Annotated in this window: 23 protein-coding genes; 6 read left to right on the forward strand and 17 right to left on the reverse strand. The window is 71.1% G+C overall.

All coding sequences use genetic code 11. From position 1 onward, the window contains the following. Position 1 precedes the first annotated feature (1 nt). Positions 2-940 (reverse strand): carbohydrate ABC transporter permease, encoded by a 939-nt coding sequence (locus tag EXU48_RS04000; protein WP_235856819.1) that lies wholly within the window; start codon positions 938-940, stop codon positions 2-4. Continuing rightward, positions 937-2,394 carry an ABC transporter substrate-binding protein gene (locus tag EXU48_RS04005; RefSeq protein ID WP_133106294.1) on the reverse strand — a complete coding sequence of 486 codons (1,458 nt, stop codon included), beginning with the start codon at positions 2,392-2,394 and terminating at the stop codon, positions 937-939. Before EXU48_RS04005 ends, EXU48_RS04000 begins: the two co-directional genes overlap by 4 nt. A gap of 202 nt (positions 2,395-2,596) precedes the next feature. On the opposite strand from EXU48_RS04005, the gene EXU48_RS04010 reads away from it, so the two are divergent. Next, a complete protein-coding gene (locus EXU48_RS04010; RefSeq protein WP_133106295.1) occupies positions 2,597-3,556 on the forward strand; it encodes a sugar-binding transcriptional regulator in 960 nt (319 codons plus the stop codon). A gap of 27 nt (positions 3,557-3,583) precedes the next feature. Here EXU48_RS04010 and EXU48_RS04015 read toward each other — a convergent pair whose 3' ends face one another. From EXU48_RS04015 to EXU48_RS04030, 4 genes are all read right to left on the reverse strand, one after another. Beyond that, entirely contained in the window at positions 3,584-5,068 is a 1,485-nt protein-coding gene (locus EXU48_RS04015; RefSeq protein WP_133106296.1) for a mannitol dehydrogenase family protein, read from the reverse strand. 79 nt (positions 5,069-5,147) lie between these two features. Further along, the gene (rdgB, locus tag EXU48_RS04020; RefSeq protein ID WP_235856820.1) at positions 5,148-5,804 is read right to left on the reverse strand and encodes an RdgB/HAM1 family non-canonical purine NTP pyrophosphatase; all 657 of its coding nucleotides are present in this window, start codon (positions 5,802-5,804) and stop codon (positions 5,148-5,150) included. Beyond that, a complete protein-coding gene (rph, locus tag EXU48_RS04025) occupies positions 5,801-6,583 on the reverse strand; it encodes a ribonuclease PH (RefSeq protein WP_133106297.1) in 783 nt (260 codons plus the stop codon). Before rph ends, rdgB begins: the two co-directional genes overlap by 4 nt. A gap of 101 nt (positions 6,584-6,684) precedes the next feature. Then, the gene (locus EXU48_RS04030) at positions 6,685-6,963 is read right to left on the reverse strand and encodes a HepT-like ribonuclease domain-containing protein (RefSeq protein WP_235856821.1); all 279 of its coding nucleotides are present in this window, start codon (positions 6,961-6,963) and stop codon (positions 6,685-6,687) included. Positions 6,964-7,494: 531 nt separating this feature from the next. Between EXU48_RS04030 and EXU48_RS04035 the strand changes: the two genes are divergently transcribed. Then, positions 7,495-8,475: an MsnO8 family LLM class oxidoreductase gene (locus EXU48_RS04035; protein ID WP_133106299.1), complete on the forward strand. Its 981-nt coding sequence runs from the start codon at positions 7,495-7,497 to the stop codon at positions 8,473-8,475. A gap of 8 nt (positions 8,476-8,483) precedes the next feature. Here the strand turns inward: EXU48_RS04035 and EXU48_RS04040 are convergent, their stop codons facing one another. From EXU48_RS04040 to clpS, 5 genes are all read right to left on the reverse strand, one after another. Then, positions 8,484-11,198, reverse strand: a complete 2,715-nt coding sequence (locus tag EXU48_RS04040) for a phosphoenolpyruvate carboxylase (protein ID WP_407938706.1) — start codon at positions 11,196-11,198, stop codon at positions 8,484-8,486. A gap of 65 nt (positions 11,199-11,263) precedes the next feature. Next, the gene (locus EXU48_RS04045) at positions 11,264-12,037 is read right to left on the reverse strand and encodes an MBL fold metallo-hydrolase (RefSeq protein WP_133106300.1); all 774 of its coding nucleotides are present in this window, start codon (positions 12,035-12,037) and stop codon (positions 11,264-11,266) included. Beyond that, positions 12,034-12,879 carry a glutamate racemase gene (gene murI / locus EXU48_RS04050; protein ID WP_133106301.1) on the reverse strand — a complete coding sequence of 282 codons (846 nt, stop codon included), beginning with the start codon at positions 12,877-12,879 and terminating at the stop codon, positions 12,034-12,036. The genes EXU48_RS04045 and murI overlap by 4 nt, the downstream gene beginning before the upstream one ends. A gap of 39 nt (positions 12,880-12,918) precedes the next feature. Continuing rightward, on the reverse strand, positions 12,919-13,539 hold the full coding sequence (locus tag EXU48_RS04055) for a DUF2017 domain-containing protein (RefSeq protein ID WP_235856822.1): 621 nt from the start codon (positions 13,537-13,539) through the stop codon (positions 12,919-12,921). Then, positions 13,532-13,840 carry an ATP-dependent Clp protease adapter ClpS gene (gene clpS / locus EXU48_RS04060; protein ID WP_133106302.1) on the reverse strand — a complete coding sequence of 103 codons (309 nt, stop codon included), beginning with the start codon at positions 13,838-13,840 and terminating at the stop codon, positions 13,532-13,534. The genes EXU48_RS04055 and clpS overlap by 8 nt, the downstream gene beginning before the upstream one ends. Before the next feature lie 77 nt (positions 13,841-13,917). On the opposite strand from clpS, the gene EXU48_RS04065 reads away from it, so the two are divergent. Then, positions 13,918-15,246, forward strand: a complete 1,329-nt coding sequence (locus tag EXU48_RS04065; protein WP_133106303.1) for a nicotinate phosphoribosyltransferase — start codon at positions 13,918-13,920, stop codon at positions 15,244-15,246. 147 nt (positions 15,247-15,393) lie between these two features. On the opposite strand, the gene EXU48_RS04070 is transcribed toward EXU48_RS04065, so the two are convergent. The 4 genes from EXU48_RS04070 to EXU48_RS04085 form a co-directional block, all read right to left on the reverse strand. Next, entirely contained in the window at positions 15,394-17,253 is a 1,860-nt protein-coding gene (locus EXU48_RS04070; protein ID WP_133106304.1) for a DEAD/DEAH box helicase, read from the reverse strand. Beyond that, on the reverse strand, positions 17,250-17,612 hold the full coding sequence (locus EXU48_RS04075; protein ID WP_133106305.1) for a DUF3039 domain-containing protein: 363 nt from the start codon (positions 17,610-17,612) through the stop codon (positions 17,250-17,252). Before EXU48_RS04075 ends, EXU48_RS04070 begins: the two co-directional genes overlap by 4 nt. Positions 17,613-17,699: 87 nt before the next feature. Further along, the gene (locus tag EXU48_RS04080; protein WP_133106306.1) at positions 17,700-18,500 is read right to left on the reverse strand and encodes an ABC transporter permease; all 801 of its coding nucleotides are present in this window, start codon (positions 18,498-18,500) and stop codon (positions 17,700-17,702) included. Beyond that, positions 18,497-19,477 (reverse strand): ATP-binding cassette domain-containing protein, encoded by a 981-nt coding sequence (locus EXU48_RS04085; protein ID WP_133106307.1) that lies wholly within the window; start codon positions 19,475-19,477, stop codon positions 18,497-18,499. Before EXU48_RS04085 ends, EXU48_RS04080 begins: the two co-directional genes overlap by 4 nt. Positions 19,478-19,607: 130 nt before the next feature. Here EXU48_RS04085 and EXU48_RS04090 point away from each other — a divergent pair, with 130 nt between their 5' ends. Continuing rightward, entirely contained in the window at positions 19,608-20,609 is a 1,002-nt protein-coding gene (locus EXU48_RS04090) for a TetR/AcrR family transcriptional regulator (protein WP_133106308.1), read from the forward strand. Positions 20,610-20,685: 76 nt separating this feature from the next. On the opposite strand, the gene EXU48_RS04095 is transcribed toward EXU48_RS04090, so the two are convergent. Next, a complete protein-coding gene (locus EXU48_RS04095; protein WP_133106309.1) occupies positions 20,686-20,967 on the reverse strand; it encodes an HU family DNA-binding protein in 282 nt (93 codons plus the stop codon). 212 nt (positions 20,968-21,179) lie between these two features. Here EXU48_RS04095 and EXU48_RS04100 point away from each other — a divergent pair, with 212 nt between their 5' ends. Beyond that, positions 21,180-22,337, forward strand: coding sequence for an acyl-CoA dehydrogenase family protein (locus EXU48_RS04100; RefSeq protein ID WP_133106310.1), 1,158 nt, complete (start codon positions 21,180-21,182; stop codon positions 22,335-22,337). Positions 22,338-22,431: 94 nt separating this feature from the next. On the opposite strand, the gene EXU48_RS04105 is transcribed toward EXU48_RS04100, so the two are convergent. Then, a complete protein-coding gene (locus tag EXU48_RS04105; protein ID WP_133106311.1) occupies positions 22,432-22,980 on the reverse strand; it encodes an AMIN-like domain-containing (lipo)protein in 549 nt (182 codons plus the stop codon). A gap of 545 nt (positions 22,981-23,525) precedes the next feature. Between EXU48_RS04105 and EXU48_RS04110 the strand changes: the two genes are divergently transcribed. Next, a complete protein-coding gene (locus tag EXU48_RS04110) occupies positions 23,526-24,869 on the forward strand; it encodes an ABC transporter substrate-binding protein (protein ID WP_165962673.1) in 1,344 nt (447 codons plus the stop codon). Positions 24,870-24,874: the final 5 nt, after the last annotated feature.

Below are 24,874 nucleotides of genomic sequence, written 5' to 3' on the forward strand. Positions count from 1 at the left end.
GTCAGTCCTTCTGCTCGAAGCTGCGGAAGATCAGGCGGAGGGCGAACGTGGCGACGATGATCGTCGCGATCACGACGACGACCCCCATCGCGGCGGCCTGCCCGATGTCGAAGCCCAGGAACGCCCGCTGGTAGATGTAGAACGGCAGGTTCGCGCTGGCGGTCCCAGGCCCACCGGCGGTCATCAGGTAGATCTGGTCGAACGTGTTGACCACGTAGATCGCCCCGAGCAGCACACCCAGCTCGATGTAGCGGCGCAGTTGCGGGAGCGTGATCGAGACGAACGTGCGGCCCCAGCCCGCGCCGTCGACCTGCGCGGCCTCCAGCACGTCCTTCGGCTGGGCCTGCAACCCGGCCAGCACCAGCAGCATCATGAACGGCGTCCACTGCCACACCAGCGCGATCACGATCGAGAGCACCGGGTAGGTGGACGTCCAGTCCACCGGGTCGATGCCGACCAGCCCGATCGCCCAGTTCACCAAGCCGTAGGTGGGATTGAGCATCGACACCGCCCAGATCATCGACCCGGCCACGGGCATGATCAGGAACGGGGTGATCAACAACGTCCGGGCCACGCCACGGCCGCGGAACGGGCGGTCCAGGAGCAGCGCGAGACCGATCCCGATCAGCATCGCGACGAGCACACAGGACAGCGTGATCAGCACGCTGTTCAGGGCAGCGCCGCGGAAGACCGAGTCGGCGAAGATGTCGACGTAGTTCTGGAGGCCGACGAACCGGTCACCATCCGGCCGGAGCAGGTTCCACGACCGCATCGAGTACCAGATCGTGACCAGGAACGGCACCTGGGTGACGATGACCATGAAGATCAAGGCGGGCAGCAGCGGCGCCCGGCGACGCCAGGCCTCCGCGCGCACTGCGGCCACGTCGGGTTCGGATCGCCGTCCCTGCGCGGCGTTGTGTCGCTCGACGAGCGTGGTCACGAGTCTCTCCCGTTCTCTACACCGGTGGCCGCCGCACCGTCCTGATAGGACTCGGAGACCGTCCGGGCGTAGCGCTGCGACTGCTCGAGCGCCTCCGCCACCGTGATCTGGCCCGCGATCGCGGCGGAGATCTGCTGTCCGACCCGGGTGCCGAGGTCCTGGAACTCGGGGATGCCGACGAACTGGATGCCGGGGTAGGGCACCGGCGCCACCATGGTCAGGTCCTGGGTGGCCTCGTCCATGGCCGTGAGCGTCGGCTCCGCATACGCCTGGGCGACCTCGGCGTACTCGGGGATGTCGTAGGTGGACAGCCTGCTGCCCGGAGGCACCCGTTCCCACCCGAGCTCGGTGCCCACCAGTTCCAGGTAGTCCGGGCTGGTCATCCAGGACACGAAGTCCCAGGCGGCGTCCTTGTGCTCGCTCGTCGACGGGATCGCCAGTGACCAGGAGTACAGCCAGCCGGCCGCCTCGGTCTCCTCGACCGGGGCCGGAACGTAGCCGACGTCGCCGGCCACCGTCGAGGATGCCGGGTCCTCGATGCTGGAGACCATCGACGTCGCGTCGTACCACATCGCGGCGTTCCCCTGCGCGAACCGGGTCAGACAGTCCCCGAACCCGGAGGTCGCGGCACCGGGCTGACCGTGGGTCTGGACCAGCTCCACATAGTCGGTCACGGCGGCCTCCACCTCGGGCGAGTCCAGGCGGGCGTTCCAGTCCTCGTCGAACCACTGGCCGCCGTAGGTGTTCATGACCGTGCTGAGCGGAGCCATCACCTCACCCCACCCGGCCAGACCTCGTAGGCAGATCCCGGAGAAGTCCTGGCCGGGGTCGTCGAGCTCGGCGGCGATCTCCTGCACGTCGGCCCAAGTGGGCCGCTCTGGCATCTCGACGTCATTCTCGGCGAACACGTCCTCGCGGTACGCCAGGAAGGAGGACTCACCGTAGAACGGCACCGAGTACAGGTCGCCCTCGTAGGAGAGCGCTTCGGCCACGCTCGGGACGAAGTCATCGGGGTCGTACCCCTCGGTCTCGTCGGCATACGGCTGGAGGTTCTCGATCCACCCGTTCGCTGCCCACATCGGCGTCTCATAGTTCGAGATCATCACCACGTCGAACTCACCGCCGCCGGTCGCCACGGAGGCGGTGATCTTCGCGCGGGCCTCGTTCTCCGGCAGGCTCACGAACCGCACATCCACGTCCGGGTACTGCTCGCGGAACTCCTCCTGCAGGGAGATCGCATCCTGCATCTGCGGGTTGGAGACGATGGCCACCACGATCTGCTCGGTGTCCCCACCACCGCCGACCGCGCCGGCACCGGCGCACCCGGCGGCGAGACTGAGCGAGGCGGCCGCCCCGAGCGCGACGCCCAGCGCCGGCCCGGGTCGGGATCGGGATCTACGCCCCGGCGGCTGGGCCCCGGTGCGCAACCGTGGCCGGAGTGGCGTTCTGAACATCGTCGTCCTCACGTCGGCGTGACCCGGTGGTCACGCGTTGGGCGGAACTTCCAAGGGGCGATGACCGCTGCAGCGCCCTCACCTGCCGCTCACGTGTCGCTCACATGAGAGGCGGCGCTGCGCTCATCTGCGACCACCGTAGTCCGATACACTCAGATGAGCAACCGTCGCATGCTCATCTGACGGCAATCGAGGAGGATCCGTGCCCGACGTCGACGACCCGGAACTGCTGCGTGAGGTCAGCGTGGACTTCTACCTGGACGGGCTGTCCAAGGTGGAGATCGCGAAGGAACGGGGCCTGTCCCGGTTCCAGGTGGCGCGGATGCTGAACTCCGCCCGTGAGCTCGGCATCGTCCGGATCGAGATCTCGACGCCGGCACATCTGGACGCCTCCTCCGGTCGCACCCTGGCGCAGGCCCTCGGGGTGCGCGAGGTCGTCATCAGCTCGGGCACTTCGAGCAACCCCAGCCGGGCGACGCTCGCCCGCCACGTGGCCCGCGCGCTCGTGGACCGCGCCAGGCCGCAGATGACGATCGGCGTCTCCTGGTCCCGGACCATCGAACTGGCGGCGAAGCACATCGAGAACCTGCCGCCCTGTGAGGTCGTGCAGCTCGTGGGGGCCCAGCCGGTCGAGGGGAGCGGGAACTCCCTCGAGATGATCCAGCAGTTCAAGGCCCTCCCTGGGGTGCGCACGTTCCCGATCTGGGCGCCGCTGGTGGTCCAGGACGCGGCCACGGCGGCGGGGCTGCGCGCACAGCCGCAGATCGCGCGCGCCCTGGAGCGCGCCGAGCACCTGGACATCGCCGTGGTCGCGGTCGGGGGGTGGTCGACGGAGTCTTCGACGGTCTACTCGAACGTGAGCCCCGACGACATCGCCGAAGCCGTCGCCGCGGGCGCCGTGGGCGAGTGCGCGGGACACCTGATCGACGCCGAGGGCCGCCTGGTGCCGACCGCTCTGGAGACGCGGATCGTCGGCGTCGGCCTCGACCAGCTGCGGCGGACCCCCGAGGTCATCGTGTGCGCCCACGGTGCGTCCGCGGCGCCGGCCGTGCGCGCAGCCGTACGCGGGGGGATCGGATCGACGGTGGTGCTCGACCCGGCGGCGGCGGGCGCCCTGACCGACCTCCTTCGGGCCGAGTCGGCGGGCACGCCGGTCGACTAGCGGGCCGGCCGAGCGACTCCACGACGCTCACTCCATCGACGCGTCATCCAGGTTCTCCAGGGTCACCCGGGCCCCGTCTCGGTGCAGCGACGCCAGTGCCGAGCGGTAGGGACCGACGAACCGGTCGTCGTCGACGATATCGCCGAACAGGTCCCGGTCCCGGACGAACGCGAGGTCGTCCTGACCCTGCGTCCGCGCGACCGCGGTGAGCTGCTCGGCGAGCCGGTCCACAACCTCGATCGGCTCCCCCGCCTCGTCGACTCCTTCGGCGTACCGCGCCCAGCTGGCCACGATCGCCGCCGAGAGCCTGACCTGACCTCCGGCGGCGAGGTTCTCCCGGATCACCGGCACGAGCCATTTCGGGATGCGGTCGGAGGACTCGGCACACAGCCGCGCCAGGGTGTCGCGCACGTGCGGGTTGGAGAACCGCTCGATCAGGGTGTGCTTGTAGGCGGTCAGGTCCACGCCCGGAACCGGTCGCAACGTCGGCGTGCCCTCCTGGTCCATATAGGCGAGCAGGAAACGCGCGAACAGCGGGTCCTGGCAGGCGTCGTGGACGAGCCGGTACCCGGCCAGGTACCCGAAGTAGGCGACCGCCTGGTGGCTGGCATTGAGCAGCCGGAGCTTCATCAGCTCGTACGGCATCACGTCCTCGACAACCTGGACGCCGACGTCCTCGTACGGTGGGCGGCCGTCGGCGAACCGGTCCTCGAGTACCCACTGGGCGAACGGCTCGCACACCACCGGCCAGGCGTCGGAGATGCCGAACCTCTCGGCGACCATGGCACGGTCGTCGTCGGTGGTCACCGGGGTGATCCGGTCGACCATGGAGTTCGGGAACGGGACCGATCCCTCGATCCAGGCGGCCAGCTCGGGGTCCTTGGCGCGCGCGAACGCGGCGAACATCTTGTGCGCGACCTCGCCGTTGCCCTGGATGTTGTCGCAGCTCATCACGGTGAACGGGGTCACGCCGCGGTCCCGGCGCCGGCGCAGCGCCTCGGTCACATACGCGAAGGACGTGGTGGGCACGGCACCGTCGGTCAGGTCCGCCCGCACCTGGGGGTTGCCGAGGTCGAACTCGCCCGTCACCGGGTTGACGTTGTAACCGCCCTCGGTGACCGTGAGCGAGACGATCCGCACCTGTGGGTCCGCCATCTTCTCGATGGCCGCCTCCGGATCGTCGGGCCCGTAGAGATACTCCACGATCGAGCCGACCACCGTCGGCTCGTAGGTGCCGTCCGGATGCTTGAGCACCAACGTGTAGAGCCCGTCCTGGGCGTTCAGCGCGTCCCGCATCCGGACGTCACCCGGCAGCAGACCGAGCCCGCAGATCGCCCAGTCCAGCGCCTTCCCCTCGCGCATCAGCCGGTCGAGGTACATGGCCTGGTGGGCCCGGTGGAAGCCACCGACGCCGATGTGTACGATCCCGGCCCGCAGCGCGGACCGGTCGTAGGGGGGAGTCGCCACGTCCGAGCCGAGGCCCCGGACGGTCTCATCGCTGAGAAGTGTCATCGCTGCATCCTTCGTCGACGTCGTTGGGAGCGACGATATCAGGTGAGCACCGTCCGAGATATCAGATGAGCGACGGCGCTCAGGATCGAGCGAGCGCGTCCGCGATGTGCGCGGCGAGCGCCCGGAAGGCCCGGCCCCGGTGCGAGATCGCGTTCTTCTCGTCCGCGGTGAGTTCGGCGCACGAGCGGGTCTCGCCGTCGGGGCGCAGGATCGGGTCGTAGCCGAACCCACCCTCGCCGCGGGGGGTGGTGAGCAGGGTGCCGCGCAGTTCCCCGAGTTCGACGTGCTCGTGCCCGTCCGGCGTGACCAGGGCCGCGGCGCAGACGAACCCGGCGGCCCGGTGCGGCTCCGGGACGTCCGCGAGCTGGGCCAGGAGCAGGTCCAGATTCGCTTGGTCGTCGCCGTGGCGTCCGGCCCAGCGTGCCGAGAAGATCCCAGGTGCCCCGCCCAGCACGTCGACGGCGAGCCCGGAGTCGTCGGCGACGGCCACCAGGTGAGTGTGCGCGGCCAGGGCGCGCGCCTTGATCAGCGCGTTCTCGGCGAACGTCACGCCGTTCTCGACGGGCTCGGCGGCACCGGCCTGCGCGGCACCGATGATCTGTTCGGGCTCGAGTGGCGTGAGCCCGGCGAGGATCGCGCGGAGCTCGCCCAGCTTGTGGGCGTTGTGGGTGGCCAGCACCAGCCGGGGCGCACCCGTCTGCGGGCCGGACGCGCCGCCGTCGGGCATGGTGTTCATCGGGCGGACGCGTCCAGCGGACCCGGCGCCGGGCGGCGCCCGAGCGGCGCCGCGAGCGCCTCGGCCTGCAGTTCGGTCAGCCGGGCCGTGCCGGCCACGGCGAGGTCCAGCAGCGCGTCGAGCTCGGCCCGGTGGAACGGGACGCCCTCGGCGGTGCCCTGCACCTCGACGAACGAACCGGAGCCGGTGACCACGACGTTCATGTCGGTCTCGGCGCGGACGTCCTCGGTGTAGGGCAGGTCGAGCATCGGGGTCGCGTCGATGATGCCGACGCTGACGGCGGCCACGGAGTCGGTCAGCACGGTCGCCTTCTTCGCGACCGCGCCGCTCTCGCGGCCCCAGGTGATCGCGTCGGCGAGGGCCACGTAGGCGCCGGTGATCGCGGCGGTGCGGGTGCCGCCGTCGGCCTGGAGCACGTCGCAGTCGAGCACGATCGTGTTCTCACCGAGCGCGGACACGTCGATGATCGCACGCAGCGAGCGGCCGATCAGCCGGGAGATCTCGTGGGTCCGGCCGCCGATGCGGCCCTTGACCGACTCCCGGTCGGAGCGGGAGTTGGTGGACCGCGGCAGCATTGCGTACTCGGCGGTGACCCAGCCCTGGCCGGACCCCTTGCGCCAGCGCGGCACCCCCTCGGTGAACGAGGCAGTGCACAGCACCCGAGTGCCGCCGAACTCCACCAGCACCGAGCCCTCGGCCTGGTCGGACCAGCCCCGGTGGAAGCGCACGGGGCGCAGTTCGTCGGGTCGGCGGCCGTCGGCGCGGGTCACATCAGTCATGGGCACGAGCCTAAGGCCGGCTGCCCTTGATCCGTTCCACGTGGCCCCAGGACCGCAGGTTCGCGGCGACGATGTGTCGACCCGTCGAAAGGAAGGCAGGCTCAGCCCGCCGGACTGAGGCTCCGGTTCGGGTTCGCGTCCGGATCCGCGGTGTCGTCGGGAGTGAGAGGGGCGAGGACGCGAGCCGATGCAGCGTCGTCCGCGAGCCTTGGCCTGACCTCGCGGAGGTCCACCGCGACGGACTCCCACAGGACGTTCTCGTCGATGTCCAGGTCGTTGTGGGCGAGACGGTTGCGCATACCTCGGAGAGCACGAGAACCATCACCGCCGAAGTAGCGCTCCCGGAGCTCGGCGGGAAGTCCCTGCGCGGCCTGGAACACGCGCTCGACGATCCGCTCGGCCGCGTGCCTCAGCGGCCAGTCGGCGCGGAGCCCGCCTGGTCCTTGGCGAGCCCAGCAGCGACGTCAACCTCGGCGTCCAGTGCGAGGACGGCCTCGGCCTCCTCGGGTGTCACAGCGGAACGGTGTCACGCAGGATCGTGTACCCGACGCCGGTACGCCGCGCACGATCGATCACGCGCTCCTGGTCGACGACGTCGACGGTCAGGCCGGTGAGCTCCTGAACTCGTCGGTGATCCGGACCAGGTCGCGGCGGGCATCCGGTCGGAACGCGACGATGAGGTCAAGGTCGGAGCGTCCACCATCCTGGCCCGCGGGCGACGGATCCGAACAGGCCGGCGTCACTGACTCCGTGGGCGGCAGGCACGGCGCGAATCTGTTCGCGATAGCGAGCGAGAACGTCACCCGGCGTGAGCACGTCGCTCATGGACGGTCCGTTCTAGTTCCTCGTTCAGGATACCGGGAGGCGTACGCGCTGGAATGGCGCGGCGCCGGGGCGGGTTGCCTTGGGTGATGACCGCCGAACGATTCCCGATCTCCCTGCTCGACCGCTCCCGCACCCGGGCGGGTGAGGATCCCGCGCACGCGCTGGCGGCCAGTGTCACTCGGGCACAGCAGGCGGATTCGCTCGGCTTCCACCGGTTCTGGGTCGCCGAGCACCACAGCGTGCCGGGGATCGCCAGTGGGCACGCACCGGTGCTGATGGCCGCGATCGCAGCCGCGACCCGGTCGATCCGCGTCGGATCGGGGGGCGTGATGCTGCCGAACCACCGGCCCCTGCAGGTCGCCGAGCAGGCACTCATGCTGGAGGCCCTGTTCCCGGGAAGGATCGACCTCGGGCTCGGTCGCTCGCTCGGGTTCACGAGACCGGTACGCACCGCACTCGGTGTCGAGAAGTACTCCCCCGACGACTTCACCCGGGACCTGACCGCGGTGCACGCATTCCTGGAGGGCACCGGCCCCGTCACCGCGATGCCACCGCTGGCGGCGCCACCACCCGTCCACGTCCTCGCGACCGGATCGGGCCTGGCCGTCGCCGCGCGCCTCGGCCTGCCGGTCGTGGTGGGCGGGCCGGTCCTGTTCGGCGAACTGGGCGCGCTCGAGGAGTACCGGCGCAGCTACCGGCCGAGCCCGGCGTGGCCCGAGCCCCGGGTGACGATCAGCCTCGAGGTGATGATCGCCAACAGTCCCGAACGCGCCCGCGAACTCCTGCTGCCCGAGGCGGTCGCGCTCGCCGAGTCCCGGACCACCGGTTCGTTCGGGCCGTTGCGCGAGGTGACCACCGCCGAGGCGGACGCCCTGCCGGAGCGGGTGCGCACCGCCGTCGGGCGTCAGCTCGATCTCGCCGTGCACGGCACCCCGGCGCGGGTGCGCACCGAACTCGGCGACCTGGTCCGGCGCACCGGCGCCGCCGAGGTGCTCGCGTCCACGTCCACCTTCGACCACGACGCGCTGGCCGCCGCGGACGCCGCGCTCGCGGATCTGCAGACCTGATCGGCTGATCAGCCGGTGTTCTGCAGGCCGGCGGCGACCCCGTTGACGGACAGCATCATGACCCGCCGGATCTGGGCGTCGGTGGCCTGGTCGGAGCCGTCGGTGGCGCGCAGCGCCCGCAGCGCCCGCAGCTGGATCAGCGACAGCGCGTCCACGTAAGGGCTGCGCAACTGCACCGCCCGGCCGAGCACCCGGTGGCCGGCGAGCAGCCGGTCCTGGCCGGTGATGTCCACGATCCACCGACGGGTCAGGGCCATCTCCTCGAGCACGAGGTCGGCGAGGTCGTCCCGGTCCCCCAGGGCGAGGTACCGGCGGGCGATGCGCTCGTCCGTCTTGGCGAGGGACATCTCGACGTTGTCGATCATCGTGGCGAACAGCGGCCAGCGGGCGTAGGCGTCGGTGAGCACGTCCAGGTCGCCGACGGCGGCGAGCGCGGTGCCGAGGCCGAACCAGCCGGTCAGGTTGATCCGGGCCTGCGTCCACGCGAACACCCACGGGATCGCCCGCAGGTCCTCGAGGGACTCCACGCTGAGGCCGCGCCGAGCCGGACGCGAACCCAGTGGCAGCCAGCCGACCTCCTCCTGCGGGGTCACCTGGGCGAACCAGGCGGGGAACCCGTCCGCCTTGACCAACTCGAAGAAACGCTCACGGGAGGCGGTGTCCAGACGGGCGGCGACGTCGGCGAAGTCCCGGGCCGCACTCGCGTTGCGCTCCGAGACGACCGGCGTGCCCTGGAGCAGGGTCGCGGCGACGACCTGCTCGATGTGCCGGGCCGCGATCACCGGGTTGCCGTAGCGGGCGAAGATGACCTCGCCCTGCTCGGTGAGCTTGAACCGTCCGTCCACCGAGCCCGGCGGCTGGGCCAGCACGGCCCGGTTCGCCGGGCCGCCGCCACGGCCGAGAGCCCCGCCGCGGCCGTGGAAGAGAGTGAGCCGGATGTCGTTCGCCTCGGCCCAGGCAGTGATCCGGCTCTGCGCCTCGTAGAGGGCGAGCGTGGCCGCGACCGGGCCGACGTCCTTGGAGGAGTCCGAGTAGCCGAGCATCACCTCGACGCGACGCCCCGTGGCGGCCAGGCGTGCCCGTACCTGCGGCAGGGTGAGCATCTCGTCGAGGACGTCCGGGGCGGCCTGCAGGTCCGCGAACGTCTCGAACAGCGGAATCACGTCCAGGACCGGCGCCTCCTCCGCCGAGCCGAGCGCCTCCTCGGCGAGCCGGTACACGTTCGCCAGGTCCTGGGCGCTGGTGGTGAACGAGACGATGTAACGCTTGGCCGCGAGCTGGCCGTAGCGACGCTGGACGGAGGCGATCGAGCGGAGGGTCTCCAGTACCTCCTCGCTCATCTCACTCAGAGGAGTCCCGGCGTCGATCTGCGCGAGGGTGGTCGCATGCACCTTCGAGTGCTGCCGGACCTCGAGCTCGGCCAGGTGGAACCCGAACGTCTCGACCTGCCAGATGAGGTGCTGCACCTCGCCGTAGGCCTTGCGCTGGTCCCCGGCGGCGACGAGGGAGGCCTGCACCACGCGCAGGTCCTCGAGGAGTTCCTCGGGGCCGCCGTAGGCAAGGTCCGCGTCCCGACGACGGGTGGCGTCGATGCGCTCGGCGATCACCAGCATGACCTGGCGGTGCGGCTCGTTCGGGGACCGGAGCGCCACGTCCGCGGTCAGCTCGCCGGCGAGCCGTCGCTGTCGGCTCCAGAGTGCCTCCAGGTCCTTCGAGGCCGGGGTGGTCTCGGCATCCAGGGTAAGGCTGCGCCCGACGCGCTGGGCCACTCGCTCGAGGCCCACCAGGACGTGTTCGGCGGCGATGGCCGCGGCGGCCCGGGTCACCGAGGAGGTGACGTTCGGGTTTCCGTCGCGGTCCGCCCCGATCCAACTGCCGAGCCGTACGAACGCGGGCGCCACCGGAGCCTTACGGCCGGCAGCGTCGTCGTCGTCACCGTCCAGCAGCACGTCCAGCTCCCGGTACACCTGCGGGAGCGTGGTGAACAGGGTCTCGTCGAACACGCCCATCGCGGTGCGGACCTCGTCCAGCGGGGTCGGCTTCTCGGTGCGCAGCGGGGACGTGCGCCAGAGGGTGTCGATCTCGGACAGGAGGGTGCGCCGGTTCTCCTCGAGGGAGTGTGGCCCGAGGCGCGGGTCGTCCCGCTCGGCGACGAGGTCGGTGATCCGGCGGATCGATGCGGCCACGGCGCGGCGACGAGCCTCGGTGGGGTGCGCCGTCAGAACCGGCCGGAACTCCAGCTCGCCGACCCGGCGGCGGGCCTCGTCCGCACCGACCTGGTCCACCAGGAACGCCAGGGCCGATTCGAGGGTCTCCTCCGGCACCCGCGCCGGCGACTTCACGGCCGTGTCCCGGGCACGCAGCGTGCGGACCCGGTGGTACTCCTCGGAGAGGTTCACGAGGTGGAAGTAGCAGGCGAACGCCCGGGCGACCTCCTCCGCGCGCTCCAGGGAGAACGTCTCCACCAGCGCCTCCGCGGCCTCGAACGCGGTGGGGTCCGATCCGGAGTAGGCGGCGATGGTGAGCTCGCGCAGCCGCTCGACGTCGGCGAGCAGCTCCGGTCCACCGCTCTCGGTGAGAACGATGCCGAGCAGCTCACCCAGGAGGCGCACGTCGTGGCGTAGGGCGTCCGGCATGTCCGTCCGGGCGCCGGTGCGCGATCCGGACGCGATGCCGGTCGCGGGGGTCTGCGAGGTCGAGGACGACTCACTCGAGGGATTCATGCCCCGAGGGTACCTACGCGAGGCACCCTCGCCGTCGGGCGTCTCACCGAACGACCACGCCGGGCTCAGAGTGCCCAGGTGGCCCCGGGCTCGGCCAGGTCGACCGGCCCCGAGTAGGCGGTGAGCGCTTCCGCGAGCACGGTGGCCGCGGACGTCCACGGGGGTATATGCGTCAGCACGAGACGACGCACGCCGGCCCCGCTGGCGAGCTCCCCGGCGCGCCGGCCGGTCAGGTGGATGCCCCGGACCGTGTCCCGGCCCTCCTCGAAGGCGGCCTCGCTCAGCAGGAGGTGGGCGCCGTCGGCGGCCTCGGCCACGCCGGCGCAGGCGTCGGTGTCTCCGGTGTAGGTGATCACCCGGGCGCCGTCGCCACTCTCGCTCGGCCCGGTGACCCGGATCGCGAAGGCCGGCGTGGGATGACGCACCGCGACCGGCTCGATCGTGAACGGGCCGATCCGCACGGGCGCCGCCGGATCCCAGGCGAGGACCCGGAACTGGTCGTCCGCGGTGTCGGAGTCCCCGCAGATCTGGGCCAGCCGTGCCTGCGTGTGCTCCGGCCCGTAGACGTCCACGCGGGGGTGCGGGGCGCCGGGACCGTACTTGAGGTAGACGTGCAGGGCGGCCATGTCGACCACGTGGTCGGCGTGCAGGTGGGAGATCAGCACGCCGTCGATCGCCGCGGGGTCGCCGTAGCGCAGCAGCTGCCCGAACGCCCCGGAGCCGAGGTCGAGCACGAGCCGCCAGGTGCGACCGTCGGCATCGGCCTCGACCAGGTAGCACGAGGACGCCGACTCGGGCCCGGAGACGGATCCGGACGAGCCGATGATGGTGAGCCTCACGCGGGATCCTCCACGACGATCCGCGGGATCTCACCGGTGACCTCGGCCGCGCTCTCGGCGCCCACCTCGGGTCCGAGGAAGCGGCGGGCCAGGTTGGTGAAGCCGCGCGGGTCCCCGGTCGCCAGGAACCGGTGCTCGGGTGGGGTGGTCGCGGTGCGCTCGAGATCGTGCGCGACCAACTCGCGGTAGACGTCCTTCGCGGTCTCCTCGGCACTGGAGACGAGGCTCACGTCGTCACCGGCCACGTACTGGATGACGCCGGTGAGCAACGGGTAGTGGGTGCAGCCGAGCACGAGCGTGTCCACGTCGGCGGCACTGACCGGCGCGAGGTAGTCGCGGGCCGCCTCGAGCAGCTCCGGGCCGGAGGTGATGCCGCGCTCGACGAACTCCACGAACCGGGGAGCCGCGGCCGTGGTCAGACTCAGGTGCGGCGCGGCCGCGAACGCGTCCTCATAGGCGCGTGAGGCGATGGTGGCGCGGGTCCCGATCACGCCGACACGGCCGGTGCGGCTGGTGGCCACGGCCCGGCGCACCGCCGGTGCGATCACCTCGACGACCGGCACTCCCATGCCGATCGTGTACCGCTCCCGGGCATCGCGCAGGACCGCAGCGGAGGCGGAGTTGCACGCGATGACGAGCATCTTGACGCCCGAGCGGACCAGGTCGTCCATGACCGAGAGGGCATGCGCACGCACCTCGGCGATCGGCAGTGGTCCGTAGGGGCCGTTCGCCGTGTCACCGATGTACAGGGTCGCCTCGTTGGGCAGCTGGTCGATGACGGCCCGAGCCACCGTGAGGCCACCGACGCCGGAGTCGAAGATCCCGATGGGCGCGTCATTCACGCCTTTGAGGGTAGCCCGCAGCGGTGACGACGAAACGGTTCAATCCTCCAGTGTGGGCAGCATCACCTGCAGCAACGACTCCTGCAGCCAGGTCAGTGCGGAGTACAACAGGGCGAGCGCCGCGCGGATCTCGTCCTCGGCAGTGTCGACACCGTCGCCGCCCAGGGTGCTCAACTCGTAGACGTCCTCGGCGTCGGAGTCGGTGCGGATCCCGAGCCGTTCGGCGAGGACGAGGCGCACGTCGGTGAGGGCCGCGGCCCAGTCCATGGCGCGCTCGCGCGGCACGTGGATCTTGGTGCCCGGGCGGCGGAGCTCGTCGAAGACCATCCGCAACCGGGCGGTCTTCGCCGACCGCAGGTCCGCCTCGGTGAGCCGTCGGAACTCGTCGGCGACGCCGTCGTCCTCCGTGCTCGCCGACGGAAGCAGGCGCGCGAGCGCCGGGTCGGCGGGCTCGCTCACCTCGTCCGTGGACCAGGTCATCGAGTGCCCGACGGCGGGACCGGCCTCGTCGTTCCGGCTCGCCTCGAGGCGTCCGAGCGGGACGCCGAGCAGGTCGGAGGTGTCCGCGATGACGCGGGAGATGATCGTGCGCTCGTGCGCGTCGAGCTCGGCCACGAACTCACCGCGGCGCATCGAGAAGGCCCGCATCGGCTCAGTCACCGTCCTGGGCGAGCGTGGCCCACAGTCCGTAGGAGTGCATCGCCTGCACGTCGACCTCCATCTGCTCCCGGGTGCCCGTCGAGACGGCGCTGCGGCCCTCGGTGTGCACCTGCAGCATCAGCCGGTTCGCCTTCTCTGCGGAGAATCCGAAGTAGGAGCGGAACACGTACGCGACGTAGCTCATCAGGTTCACCGGGTCGTTCCAGACGATGGTCCGCCAGGGCCGGTCGGACGCGGGCCGGAGGGCCTCCTCGACGTCCGTCTCCGGAGCGGCGAGCGGGATCTCGGTGGCGGCGACCATGCCTCCAAGCGTAGGCCCGTCCCGCCGTCGGCCGACCCCTCGCGCACGGCCCCATGCGCACCGTTACGGTATGACGCATGTCTGGAGCCACCGCGGCGAGCACTGCGCTGCTGACCGACCGGTACGAGCTGACCATGGTGCAGGCCGCGCTGGCCGACGGCACCGCGTCCCGCGGATGTGTGTTCGAGCTCTTCACCCGGCGGTTGCCCGCGGGTCGGCGCTACGGCGTGGTCGCCGGTACCGGGCGGGTGCTCGAGGCGATCACGGCGTTCCGGTTCGGTGACGACGAGCTCGAGTACCTGCGCACGAACGACGTGGTCGACGCTCCGACCCTGGACTTCCTCGCCAACTACCGGTTCACCGGGGACATCTACGGGTATGCGGAGGGCGAGGTGTTCTTCCCGGGCTCCCCGCTGCTCGTGGTCGAGTCCTCCTTCGCGGAGGGGGTCATCCTCGAGACCGTCGCGCTGTCCATCCTGAACTACGACTCGGCGGTCGCCTCCGCCGCGTCCCGGATGACCAGCGCCGCCGGGAACCGCCCCTGCCTGGAGATGGGTGGCCGGCGGGCCCACGAATGGGCGGCCGTGGCCGCCGCCCGGGCCGCGATCGTGGCCGGGTTCACCGGCACCTCCAACCTCGAGGCGGGGCGTCGGTACGACCTGCCGACCATCGGGACCGCCGCGCACTCGTTCACCCTGTTGCACGACGACGAGACCTCGGCGTTCGCGGCGCAGGTGGCCGCCTACGGTCCGGACACGACCCTGCTCGTGGACACCTACGACATCGCCGAGGGCGTGCGCCGGGCCGTCGAGGCGGCCGGCACCGGCCTGGACTCGGTGCGCCTGGACTCCGGTGACCTGGGTGTGGTGGCCCGGGAGGTACGCGAGCAACTGGACTCCCTCGGTGCCGCGGGTACCAAGATCGTGGTGTCCTCCGACCTGGACGAGTACGCCATCGCCTCCCTCGCGGTGGCGCCGGTGGACTCCTACGGCGTCGGCACCTCGGTGGTCACCGGCTCCGGCGCCCCCACGTGCGGCATGGTCTACAAGCTCGTGCTCCGCGAGGGCGCCACCGGAGCGATGGAGCCCGTGGAGAAGGCGTCCAGTTCCAAGACCAGCGTCGGCGGCCGCAAGAGCGCGGCCCGCCGCCTGGATGCGGCCGGCCGGGCCAGCGAGGAGCTCGTCGTGGCCGGCGCCCAGCGCGACTGGGTCCCCGAGGAGGACGACCTGCGGCCACTGCACGTCCCACTGGTGCGCGACGGCGTCGTCGAGGTCGGGTACACCGGCGCCGAGGGTGTCCGGCGCGCCGCGGCCCGGCACGCCGCCTCCCGGGCGGAGCTGTCGCCGTCGGCCCGGCGGCTGTCCAACGGCGACCCGGCCGTGCCGACCACCCACGTCACGCGCTGAGACGCCCTACCCGCTCGCCCCCCGCCGTCGGGCAGGATTCCGCCGAAGCAGAACCCCTCGCCCCGGAGCAGAACCCCTCGCCCGAACAAGGACCTCCTACCCTCCTGCCTCGGGCGGCGAGGACTGCCCACCCGTGGCCGGTGCCCGCTACTTCTGGCCGACGAACCAGCGCCGCACCTGCGAGATCCGCGAGCGCAGGTGGTCCGCGGAGGCGGTGGCGACCTCTCCCCCGCCGCTGTGCTCGCGCAGCCGGGTGTGCACCACACCGTGCGGGGTGCCGCTACGCCGCGCCCAGGCCTTGACCAGCTGGTTCAACTCCTTGCGCAGCTCGGCCACGGCCCGGTGGTCGTCGACCGGTGGTGCCTGCGCGGCGGGGCTGCGCTTCTTGCGGGCGGCGACGTGCTCGGCCTGCCGGCTGCGCAGCAGGGTGGCGACCTGGTCGGCGTCGAGGAGGCCGGGGATGCCGAGGAAGTCCTGCTCCTCGTCCGAGCCGAGCTCCCCACCGGTGCCGAACTCGCCGCCGTCGAAGAGCACCTTGTCGAAGGAGGCCTGGGCCTCGAGGGCCTCGAAGCCGGGCAGCATCAGCTCGTCCGAGGCGGACTCGGACCGGTTCGCGGCCGCCACGAGGGCGTCCTCGGGGTTGTAGAAGTCGCCCTCCTCCTCGGCCGTCTTGGGCCGGTCCAAGGCGTGGTCGCGCTCGGCCTCGAGCTCGTTCGCCAGCCCGAGCAGGTTCGGCACCGACGGCAGGAAGATCGACGCGGTCTCCCCGCGCTTGCGGGCCCGCACGAACCGGCCGACGGCCTGGGCGAAGAACAGCGGGGTGGCCGTCGAGGTCGCGTACACCCCGACCGCCAGCCGCGGCACGTCCACGCCCTCGGAGACCATCCGGACCGCGACCATCCAGCGCTGCTCACCGGCGCCGAAGTCCTCGATCCGCTTGGAGGCGCCCTCGTCGTCGGACAGCACCACCACGGGTGCCTCGCCGGTGATCCGGCGCAGGTGCGCGGCATAGGCGCGTGCCCGGGTCTGGTCGGTGGCGATCACGAGGCCACCGGCGTCCGGGACGCCGCGCCGCACCTCGGACAGGCGCTTGTCCGCGGCTGTGAGCACCGACGGGATCCACTCGCCCTTCTCATCCAGCGCGGTCCGCCAGGCCTGGTTGACCATGTCCTTCGTGAGCGGTTCACCGAGCCGGGCGCTGACCTCGTCGCCGGCCTTCGTGCGCCAGCGCATCTGCCCGGAGTAGGACAGGAAGATGACCGGCCGCACCACGCCGTCGCGCAGGGCGTCGCCGTAGCCGTAGGAGTGGTCCGCCTGGGAGCGCCGGATGCCATGGGCGTCCGGGGTGTAGGTGATGAACGGGATCTTCGCGGTGTCGGACCGGAACGGGGTCCCGGTCAGGGACAGTCGGCGGGTGGCCGGATCGAAGGCCTCCCGGATCGCGTCTCCCCAGGAGAGGGCGTCGCCGCCGTGGTGCACCTCGTCCAGGATCACCAGGGTGGGGGCCGCCTCGGTCCGGGCCCGGTGCAGGTTGGGGTTCGCCGCGACCTGCGCGTAGGTGAGCGCGACACCGTCGTAGGCCGCCCCGTGCCGGCCCTGCGCGTTCTTGAAGTTCGGGTCGATCCTGATGCCGACCCGACCGGCGGCGTCGGCCCACTGGCTCTTCAGGTGCTCCGTCGGCGCCACGACCGTGACCCGGCGCACCACGCGCTGCTCGAGCAGCTCGGTGGCCACCCGCAGCGCGAACGTGGTCTTGCCGGCGCCCGGCGTCGCGACCGCGAGGAAGTCCCGGGGCTGGCGCTCCAGGTAGGACTCCAGGGCGGCAGCCTGCCAGGCCCGTAGCCGGGAGGCGGTACCCCACGGCGCCCGCGCCGGGTAGGCCGGGGGCAGGTGTGACGCGGCCGCCGTCGACCCGGCAGCGTGGGCAGCGTGGTCCGGGCGCGCCGGGGCGCGTGAACCGGATGCTTCGGGGTGGGACGGGGAGCCGGTGGAGGTTCCTGAGGTCACTTCTTGGAGCCGAAGCCGAAGAACCCGCGACCGCGGCCGCCGGACTCCGAGCCCGCGCCGTCCTTGCCGCCACCACCACCGCCGGTGAGGCCCTCGAAGATCTCCTTGCAGGCGGGGCAGATCGGAAATTTGCTGGGGTCGCGGTTCGGCGTCCAGACCTTGCCGCAGAGTGCGATCACCGGGGCGCCGGACACGGCGGAGGCGGTGATCTTCTCCTTCTTGACGTAGTGCGCGTAGCGCTCGGCGTCACCGGGCGAGGCCTCCTCCCGCACCTCCGCCCGCTCCAGGACGTCGGTGCCGCTGCCCGATGAAAGGCGCTCGGTCTCCTGGGGCTGCGTGGGAGGAAGGGGCTCACTCATGGGACCAGTGTACGAAGTCCACGCCCGGGTTGCGTCCCGGGCGTGGACTTCGGTGCGGGTGGGATGCCACACACCGCCGAGCAGGTCTCAGCGGCGGCCCGCCTTGCGCCGGAACACCACCGCCGACCAGGTCACGGCGACGGCCAGGATCCCGACGCACCAGAGCACGGCGAGGAGCGTGGCGTTCCCGGAGTCCACCCCGGTCAGCAACCCGCGGATCGACTCGATGACCGGCGTGATCGGCTGATGCTCGGAGACGCCCTGCAACCAGGCCGGCAACGTGTCCGTCGGCACGAAGGCGCTGGACAGGTACGGCAGGAACAACAGGATGAAGCCGTACCCGTTGGCCGCCTCGGGATTGCCGCTGGCCAGACCGATCGCAGCGAACAGGTAGGTGATCGTCAGGATGTACAGCGCCACCAGGGCGATCGCGCCGACCCACTCCCCGAACGTGGCCGTGGGCCGGAACCCGATCGCGAGCGCCACCCCGATCACGATGGCGGTGGCCGCGAGGTTGCGGGCCAGGCTCGCCACGACGTGCCCGGTGATCACCGCCGAACTGCGGATCGGCATGGTTCGCAGCCGGTCCATGATCCCCGTCGCGGAGTCGTTCGCCACGTCCACGCCGGTGGAGGAGGCCCCGAAACCGGCACAGAGCAGGATGATCCCGGGCACCACGTAGGTCACGTACTGCCCGTCCGGGGAGATGGCATTGCCGAACACGTAGACGAACAGCAGCATCAGCATCACCGGCAGCATCACCGCCATCAGGAGCGACTCGACGTTGCGCACGGTGTGCCGCATGCTGCGGGCGATGAAGGTCCGCTCCTCGGTGCCCAGGGGCAGCCGGGCCGGGGCCGACGGCGGCGCTGCGGTCAGGGTGGTCATCGTCGGCTCCTCGAGGTGGTCACCAGGGCGTCGCCCTCGGCGTGGGTGTCGGTCGCCGGCTGGGAGCCGGCCTGCGGGCCGGTCGGCGGTGCGGTGCCCGCCACGGCGTCGGGGTCGGTGAGCGCGAGGAACACATCGTCCAGGCTCGGCCGGCGCAGGCCGACTGTGCCGGCCGGGCCGGCCAGGCCGCGCGCGTCGATGAGGTCGAGTGCTTCGCGCAGCGCGTGCACGGAGCCGTCGGTGGGCATCTCGTGCAGCAGTTCGCCGTCCGGTCCGCGCACCTCGACGACCTCGCCGCCCACGCTCTGCTTCAGTTCGGTCGGGGTGCCCTCGGCCACGATCCGTCCGGTCCGGAGCACCGCGATCCGGTCGGCCAGCTGGTCGGCCTCCTCGAGGTACTGCGTGGTGAGCAGGATCGTGGTGCCCTCCGCGCGCAGGGACCGGATCACGTCCCAGAGCTCGAGCCTGCTGCGCAGGTCCAGGCCGGTGGTCGGCTCGTCCAGGAACAGCACCTGCGGGACGGTGACCAGGCTGAGGGCGATGTCGAGCCGACGGCGCATCCCTCCCGAGTAGGCCTTGACCGCCTTGTCTGCGGCGTCGGCGAGGCCGAACTGCCGGAGCAGCTCGGTGGTGCGGCGCCGGTTGGCGCCGGTCCGCAGACCGGCCAGGGCACCCATCATGCGGAGGTTCTCCGCGCCGGTCAGGAGTTCGTCCACCGCCGCGGACTGGCCGGTCAGCCGGATCCGGCGTCGTACGCCACCCGGGTCGCGGCGCAGGTCCGCACCTTCGATCCGGGCGCTGCCGCCGTCCGCCTGGACCAGCGTGGACAGGATGTTCACGAGGGTCGTCTTGCCGGCCCCGTTGGGCCCCAGCAGCGCGAACACCGTCCCTCGTTCGACCCGGAGGTCGATGCCGGCGAGCACCGACTGCGAGCCGAAGGATTTGGTCACCCCCTGGACGTCTATCGCTGTGGTCATGCGCTCCACTCCCATCGAAACTGTCTATCCCGCACACTGTGTGCGGCACACACTGTATATGCCACACGCAGTCTTGTATAGGGCATACACAGAAGTGGACGGGACCGGCCGACTCGGCCAGGATGTCCGGATGGAGAACGCGGACGAACCGATCGAGGTGGAACTCCCCCGGGGCATCGCCCTTGCCTGGGGCGTCGCGGCGAACCCGCAGCGCGGACCCAAGCGCGAGATGAGCATCGAGCGGATCGTCGAGGCCGCAGTGGAGATCGCCGACGCGGACGGCCTCGGCGCCGTCTCGATGTCTGCCGTCGCCACCCGGCTCGGTTTCACGACGATGTCGCTGTACCGGTACGTCTCAGCGAAGGACGACCTGATCCTGCTTATGCAGGAACACGGCATCGGCCTACCTCCGCTGAGCGTGCAGGAGGCCGAGACCTGGCAGGACGGCCTGATGGCGTTCTACCGGGCGAACGTCGAGATCTATCGGGCCCATCCGTGGATCCTCGACATCCCGATCGAGGGGACGCCGAACACACCGAACAACCTCGCCTGGCTCGAGGCCGGGCTCGTCGTGATGCAGGGCATGCCGTTGACCGCCGCAGAGCAGATCGCCGTCATCCTGCTGTTCACCGGGCATGCCCGGTGGTCCGCCGGCGTGTCACGGGGCTACAGCCAGTCCGCATCCGACCATGGTCAGAGCCCGGATGAGCTGGAGCAGGCCGAGGAACGGCTGATCGCGAGCCTGGTCACCGAGGATATGTTCCCGGCGCTGTCGGCAGCGGTCGAGGCCGGCGCGCTCAGCGACCCGACCAACCCGTTCGAGTTCGGAGTACAGCGCATCCTCGAGGGAGTCGAGCACCACGTCGCCGCGCTGACGGCCGGCGCCACGCCCGCGCCCGCACCCGAGTGGGCGGACACGGCACATACGGACGCACACCCGAAGGACCCCGGGGTCCGGCAGGCACGGGCCGCCCGGCGGGAAGCGGAGGGAAAGCTGCGCGAAGCCCTCCGCAAGGAGCGCGAGGCCGTCACCAAGGCCGAGGAGCGGGCTGCGAAGGCCGCGGACAAGGCACAGGCGCAGGCCGCCAAAGAACGCGACCGTCAGGAGAAAGCGGCCGCGCGCAAGGTCTGAGCATGCGAAAGGGCGCGGGGATCGTCCCCGCGCCCTTTCGTCTGCGACGCCGACCGGGGTCAGACGCCGCGGTGGGTCACTTGGCGACGGCCTTCTTCAGGGCCGAGCCGGCGGACACCTTGACGCCGAAGCCGGCCGGGATCTGGATCTCCTCGCCGGTACGGGGGTTGCGGCCGGTGCGCGCGGCGCGCTCGACACGCTCGACGCTGAGCAGGCCGGTCACCTTGACGGCCTCGCCCTTGCCCAGCGACTCGATCAGAACTTCCTGAAGTGCGCTCAGCGCGGCGTCGGACTGCGTCTTGGTCAGCGAGGCCTTCTCGGCGATCGCGGCAACGAGGTCAGTGCGGTTGACGGACACGTAGGTTCCCTCTCATCGTGCGGAATCGCGTCCCGAATGGGATGCGCCGGGTCCGACACTACGACTCCGAGGCCCGGATCCGCGCATTTCAAGGCCTGTTTTCGGCGTGTTTCCGCCATCCTGGCCCCAATTCACCCCATCCGACGTGAACTTTCGTCAGATTAGTCCCACTCGCCACATCTGCCCCGCGCCAGCGTGGCAGGGTTACCGGCATGAGCCTGCTCACCGATGACCTGCTGGACCGCATCCGTTCCCGCGCCGCGGACTACGATCGCGAGAACGCGTTCTTCACCGAGGACCTCGAGGACCTGGTGGCCGCCGGGTACCTCACCGCGCTGGTTCCCACGGAGTTCGGCGGCGCCGGGCTGACCCTCGCCGAACTCACCCGCGAGCAGATGCGCCTGGCCGGTGCGGCGCCGTCGACCGCCCTGGCCGTCAACATGCACCACGTCTGGGTGGGCGTCGCCAAGACCGTCCACGACCGCGGCGACAGTTCCCTCGACTTCGTCCTCACCGAGGCCGCCGCCGGGGAGATCTTCGCCTTCGGGATCTCCGAGCGCGGCAACGATCTGGTCCTGTTCGGTTCCACGACCGAGGCCCGGCCCGACGGCGCGGGTGCTTACACCTTTCACGGCACCAAGATCTTCACCTCGCTCTCGCCGGGCTGGACCCGGTTGGGCACGTTCGGCACCGACTCGGTCTCGGCGGACGCGCCCCGGTCGGTGTACGGGTTCATCACCCGCGACGGCGGCGGCGTCCAGATCAAGGACGACTGGGACACACTCGGGATGCGCGCCTCACAGTCCTGCACCACGGTGCTCGACGGGGCACCGGCAACGGCGGACCGGATCGCCCGGCGCCTGGCCCCCGGTCCGAACGCGGATCCGTTCATCTTCGGCATCTTCGCCAACTTCGAGATCCTGCTCGCCTCCGTCTACACCGGAATCGCCCAGCGCGCCCTGGATGTCGCCATCGAGACGGTGCACAAGCGCCGGTCCCTGAAGAACGACAACGCCCCGTACGCCCACGACCCGGACATCCGGTGGCGGATCGCCGACGCCGCGATCGCCCTGGACGGCATCGGACCACAGATCGCCACCCTCGCCTCCGATGTCGACAACCTCGTCGACCACGGTGCGATGTGGTTCCCGCGCCTGTCCGCGGTCAAGGTCCGCGCCACCGAGACCGCGAAGGACGTCGTCGAGAAGGCGATCCGGGTCTCCGGCGGCGGCTCGTACTTCAACCGCAGCGAGTTGTCCCGGCTGTACCGGGACGTGCTGGCCGGGCTGTTCCACCCGAGCGACGACGAGTCGGCCCACAGCACGATGGCCAGTGCCCTGCTCGGACCAGTGCCGCCGGCGGCGCACTGACGCGGACGGGCGGGCCCGCGACGGTCAGACCCGCCCGGACCCGCCCTCCTCGCCCTGCCCGGCCCTCGCCGTCGGGCCCTCGACCCGGCGACGGTCACCAGCGGTGCGCGACGTCCACGACCAGCCGGCTCAGGTCGCCGGGCCCGTCGAGGATGAACACGCGGAACGGCAGCCGGGCGCGCACACCGAGGCCGATCGTGGTCTGACCCTCGAAGCTCCCCGCGTAGGCGACCTGCCGGAACGTCGGGTAGCCGCCCACGTTGACGAGGTCCGACTCCGAACGGGCGAGCGGGAACCGCTCGTGGCCGAAGTCGTCGTAGGCGGGCACGCGCAGGACGATCTGGAGGTCGGCGCCGCCCCGCAGCGGCACCACCCGTCCCTCGCCGTCGGTGTACACCGTGCCGTAACGGACGTCGTAGCCCTCGATGTCGCCGTGCACGTCGAAGACGATCCGGTCGAAGCAGGCGTGCCGGCCGGTCCTGACGTTCGTGAGCCAGGAGTGGCTGGACATCGTCGCGTCGGACTCGGGTAACGAGCCCCATCGGATCCCGCAGTACGGGGCGGCGGTCGCGGCAGTCCCGGCCGGGACCAGGAGGACCGCCCCGAGGACCAGGCTGAGCAGAACTGTGATCAGGCGCTTCATGACTCTCCCCTTCGCTGTGTTCCCCCGATCGAGTTGGACCTGCGATCCGCACGCTACGCGCGGCCGGCAGCGGCCGGGAGGGGCTCGGCCATCACGGATGCATCACGGCCGGAACGTTGGGGTGCACGGCCGCATCCCGCTCGCGTGAGAGCGCGATCTCGACACGGTGCCAGAAACCGGTCACCCGTCCGCATGGCGAGACGCCGGGCGGACAGGGCGGGGTGGCGCCAGCGGGCCGGCACTACCCGGCCGGACCGCCTTTTCCCTGAAATTACACGGAATGCGCAGCCATGCAATGGCTCGGGAACGGCCCGGGCCACCTGGCGCAGGCCGTGACCTACCCGTGACCTTTCCTACGAAGGTTGACCCCCTTCGTCGGAACGTGCTAGAAACCGCTTTCAGGAGATGACTCTCCGGAGCGCAACCTGTCACCGTCGATGGAGGTCACGCATCACCAAGACCGGCCGGCCCTCCGCCGACCGGAGCCCGACCAGCACCATCGGTCCCGCCAAGCGATCCAGATCACGTCTGCAAAGGAGCATGCGATGTCCGCACGCCTGTCCCCCAAGTCCACGCCCCTGACCCGGCGCGGCTTCAACCACCTGGTCGTCGGTGCCGGCGCCGCCGGGGCCGTCGGGCTGACGGCCGCGTGCGCCGTCGAGCCGGAGGAGGTGGTGCAGGAACCGGCCGACTCGGACGAGCCCATCGAGCTGAACTTCGTGTGGTGGGGTGACGCCGGCCGCGCCGAGGTCACCGAGGCCGCGCTCGACCTGTACCGGGCCGACCACCCGAACGTCACGATCACCACCGAGTACCAGGACTCCGGGCCGTACAAGGACAAGCTCGCCACCCGGATCGCGGCCGGGGACGCACCGGACCTGATGGCCATCCGCCGCGACCAGCTCCGTGAGTACGGCGACCGCGGCGCGCTGGCGGACCTGCGGACGCTGGACGCGATGGACCTGGCCGGTCTGTCCGACCCGGTGTTGGCTCCGTGGGACGTGAACAGCCAGCTGATCGGGGTGCCCGCCGGCCTGAACACGATCGGCTTCATCATCCAGACCACCGTGCTCGAGGAGCACGGCATCGACCTGCCCGACGGCGACACCTGGACCTGGGACGACCTGGCGACCATGGCGAACGCGATTACCGCGGCCTCCGGGGGCTCGATCTACGGCACGTGCTACGAGATGGCCACGGTCGCGAACCTGTACGTGTGGGTTCGCCAGCAGGGCGAGGACCTCTACACCGAGGACGGCCGGTTCGGCGCGAGCGAGGCCACCATCCAGAGCTGGTTCGACTTCGCCGACGAGATGCGCACGACCGGCGGCTTCCCGCCCGCGGGGTTCTTCGACGCGACCACCAGCGCCGCCGAGGCGTCCTACATCGCGCAGGGCCGGGTCGCCTCCCAGATCATCCCGACGAACAACTTCAAGAGTTACAACGAGGCCTGCGGCGGCACCCTCGCCCTGCTCCGGATCCCCGGCGAGTCCACGGCCACCCGACGCGGGCAGTCGATCGACTGCCCGCACTTGTGGTCGATCTCGTCACAGTCGGCCCACCAGGCCCAGGCCGCGGAGCTGCTCAGCTTCCTCACGAACGAGTTGTCGGCCTGGGAGGCCATGGGCACCACCCGGGGCGTCCCGCCGAACTCCGAGGTGGCCGAGGGTCTGGTGCCGAACCTGGAGGAGGACGACGTGACCGCGACCGAGTACATCCTCGGCCTCCAGGCCGAGGACCTGCCACCGGCGTTCGCCGACCCGGTCGGGGCCACCGAGATCCAGTCCAAGCTGGCCGACGTCGCCGTCGAGGTGGAGTTCGCCCGGATCACCAGCGCGGACGCCGCCGCCCAACTCGTGGCCACGGCCAACGACGTGCTGGCGGACTGAGTCCC

The organism is Occultella glacieicola (assembly GCF_004353825.1).
Taxonomy (GTDB): Bacteria; Actinomycetota; Actinomycetes; order Actinomycetales; family Beutenbergiaceae; genus Occultella; species Occultella glacieicola.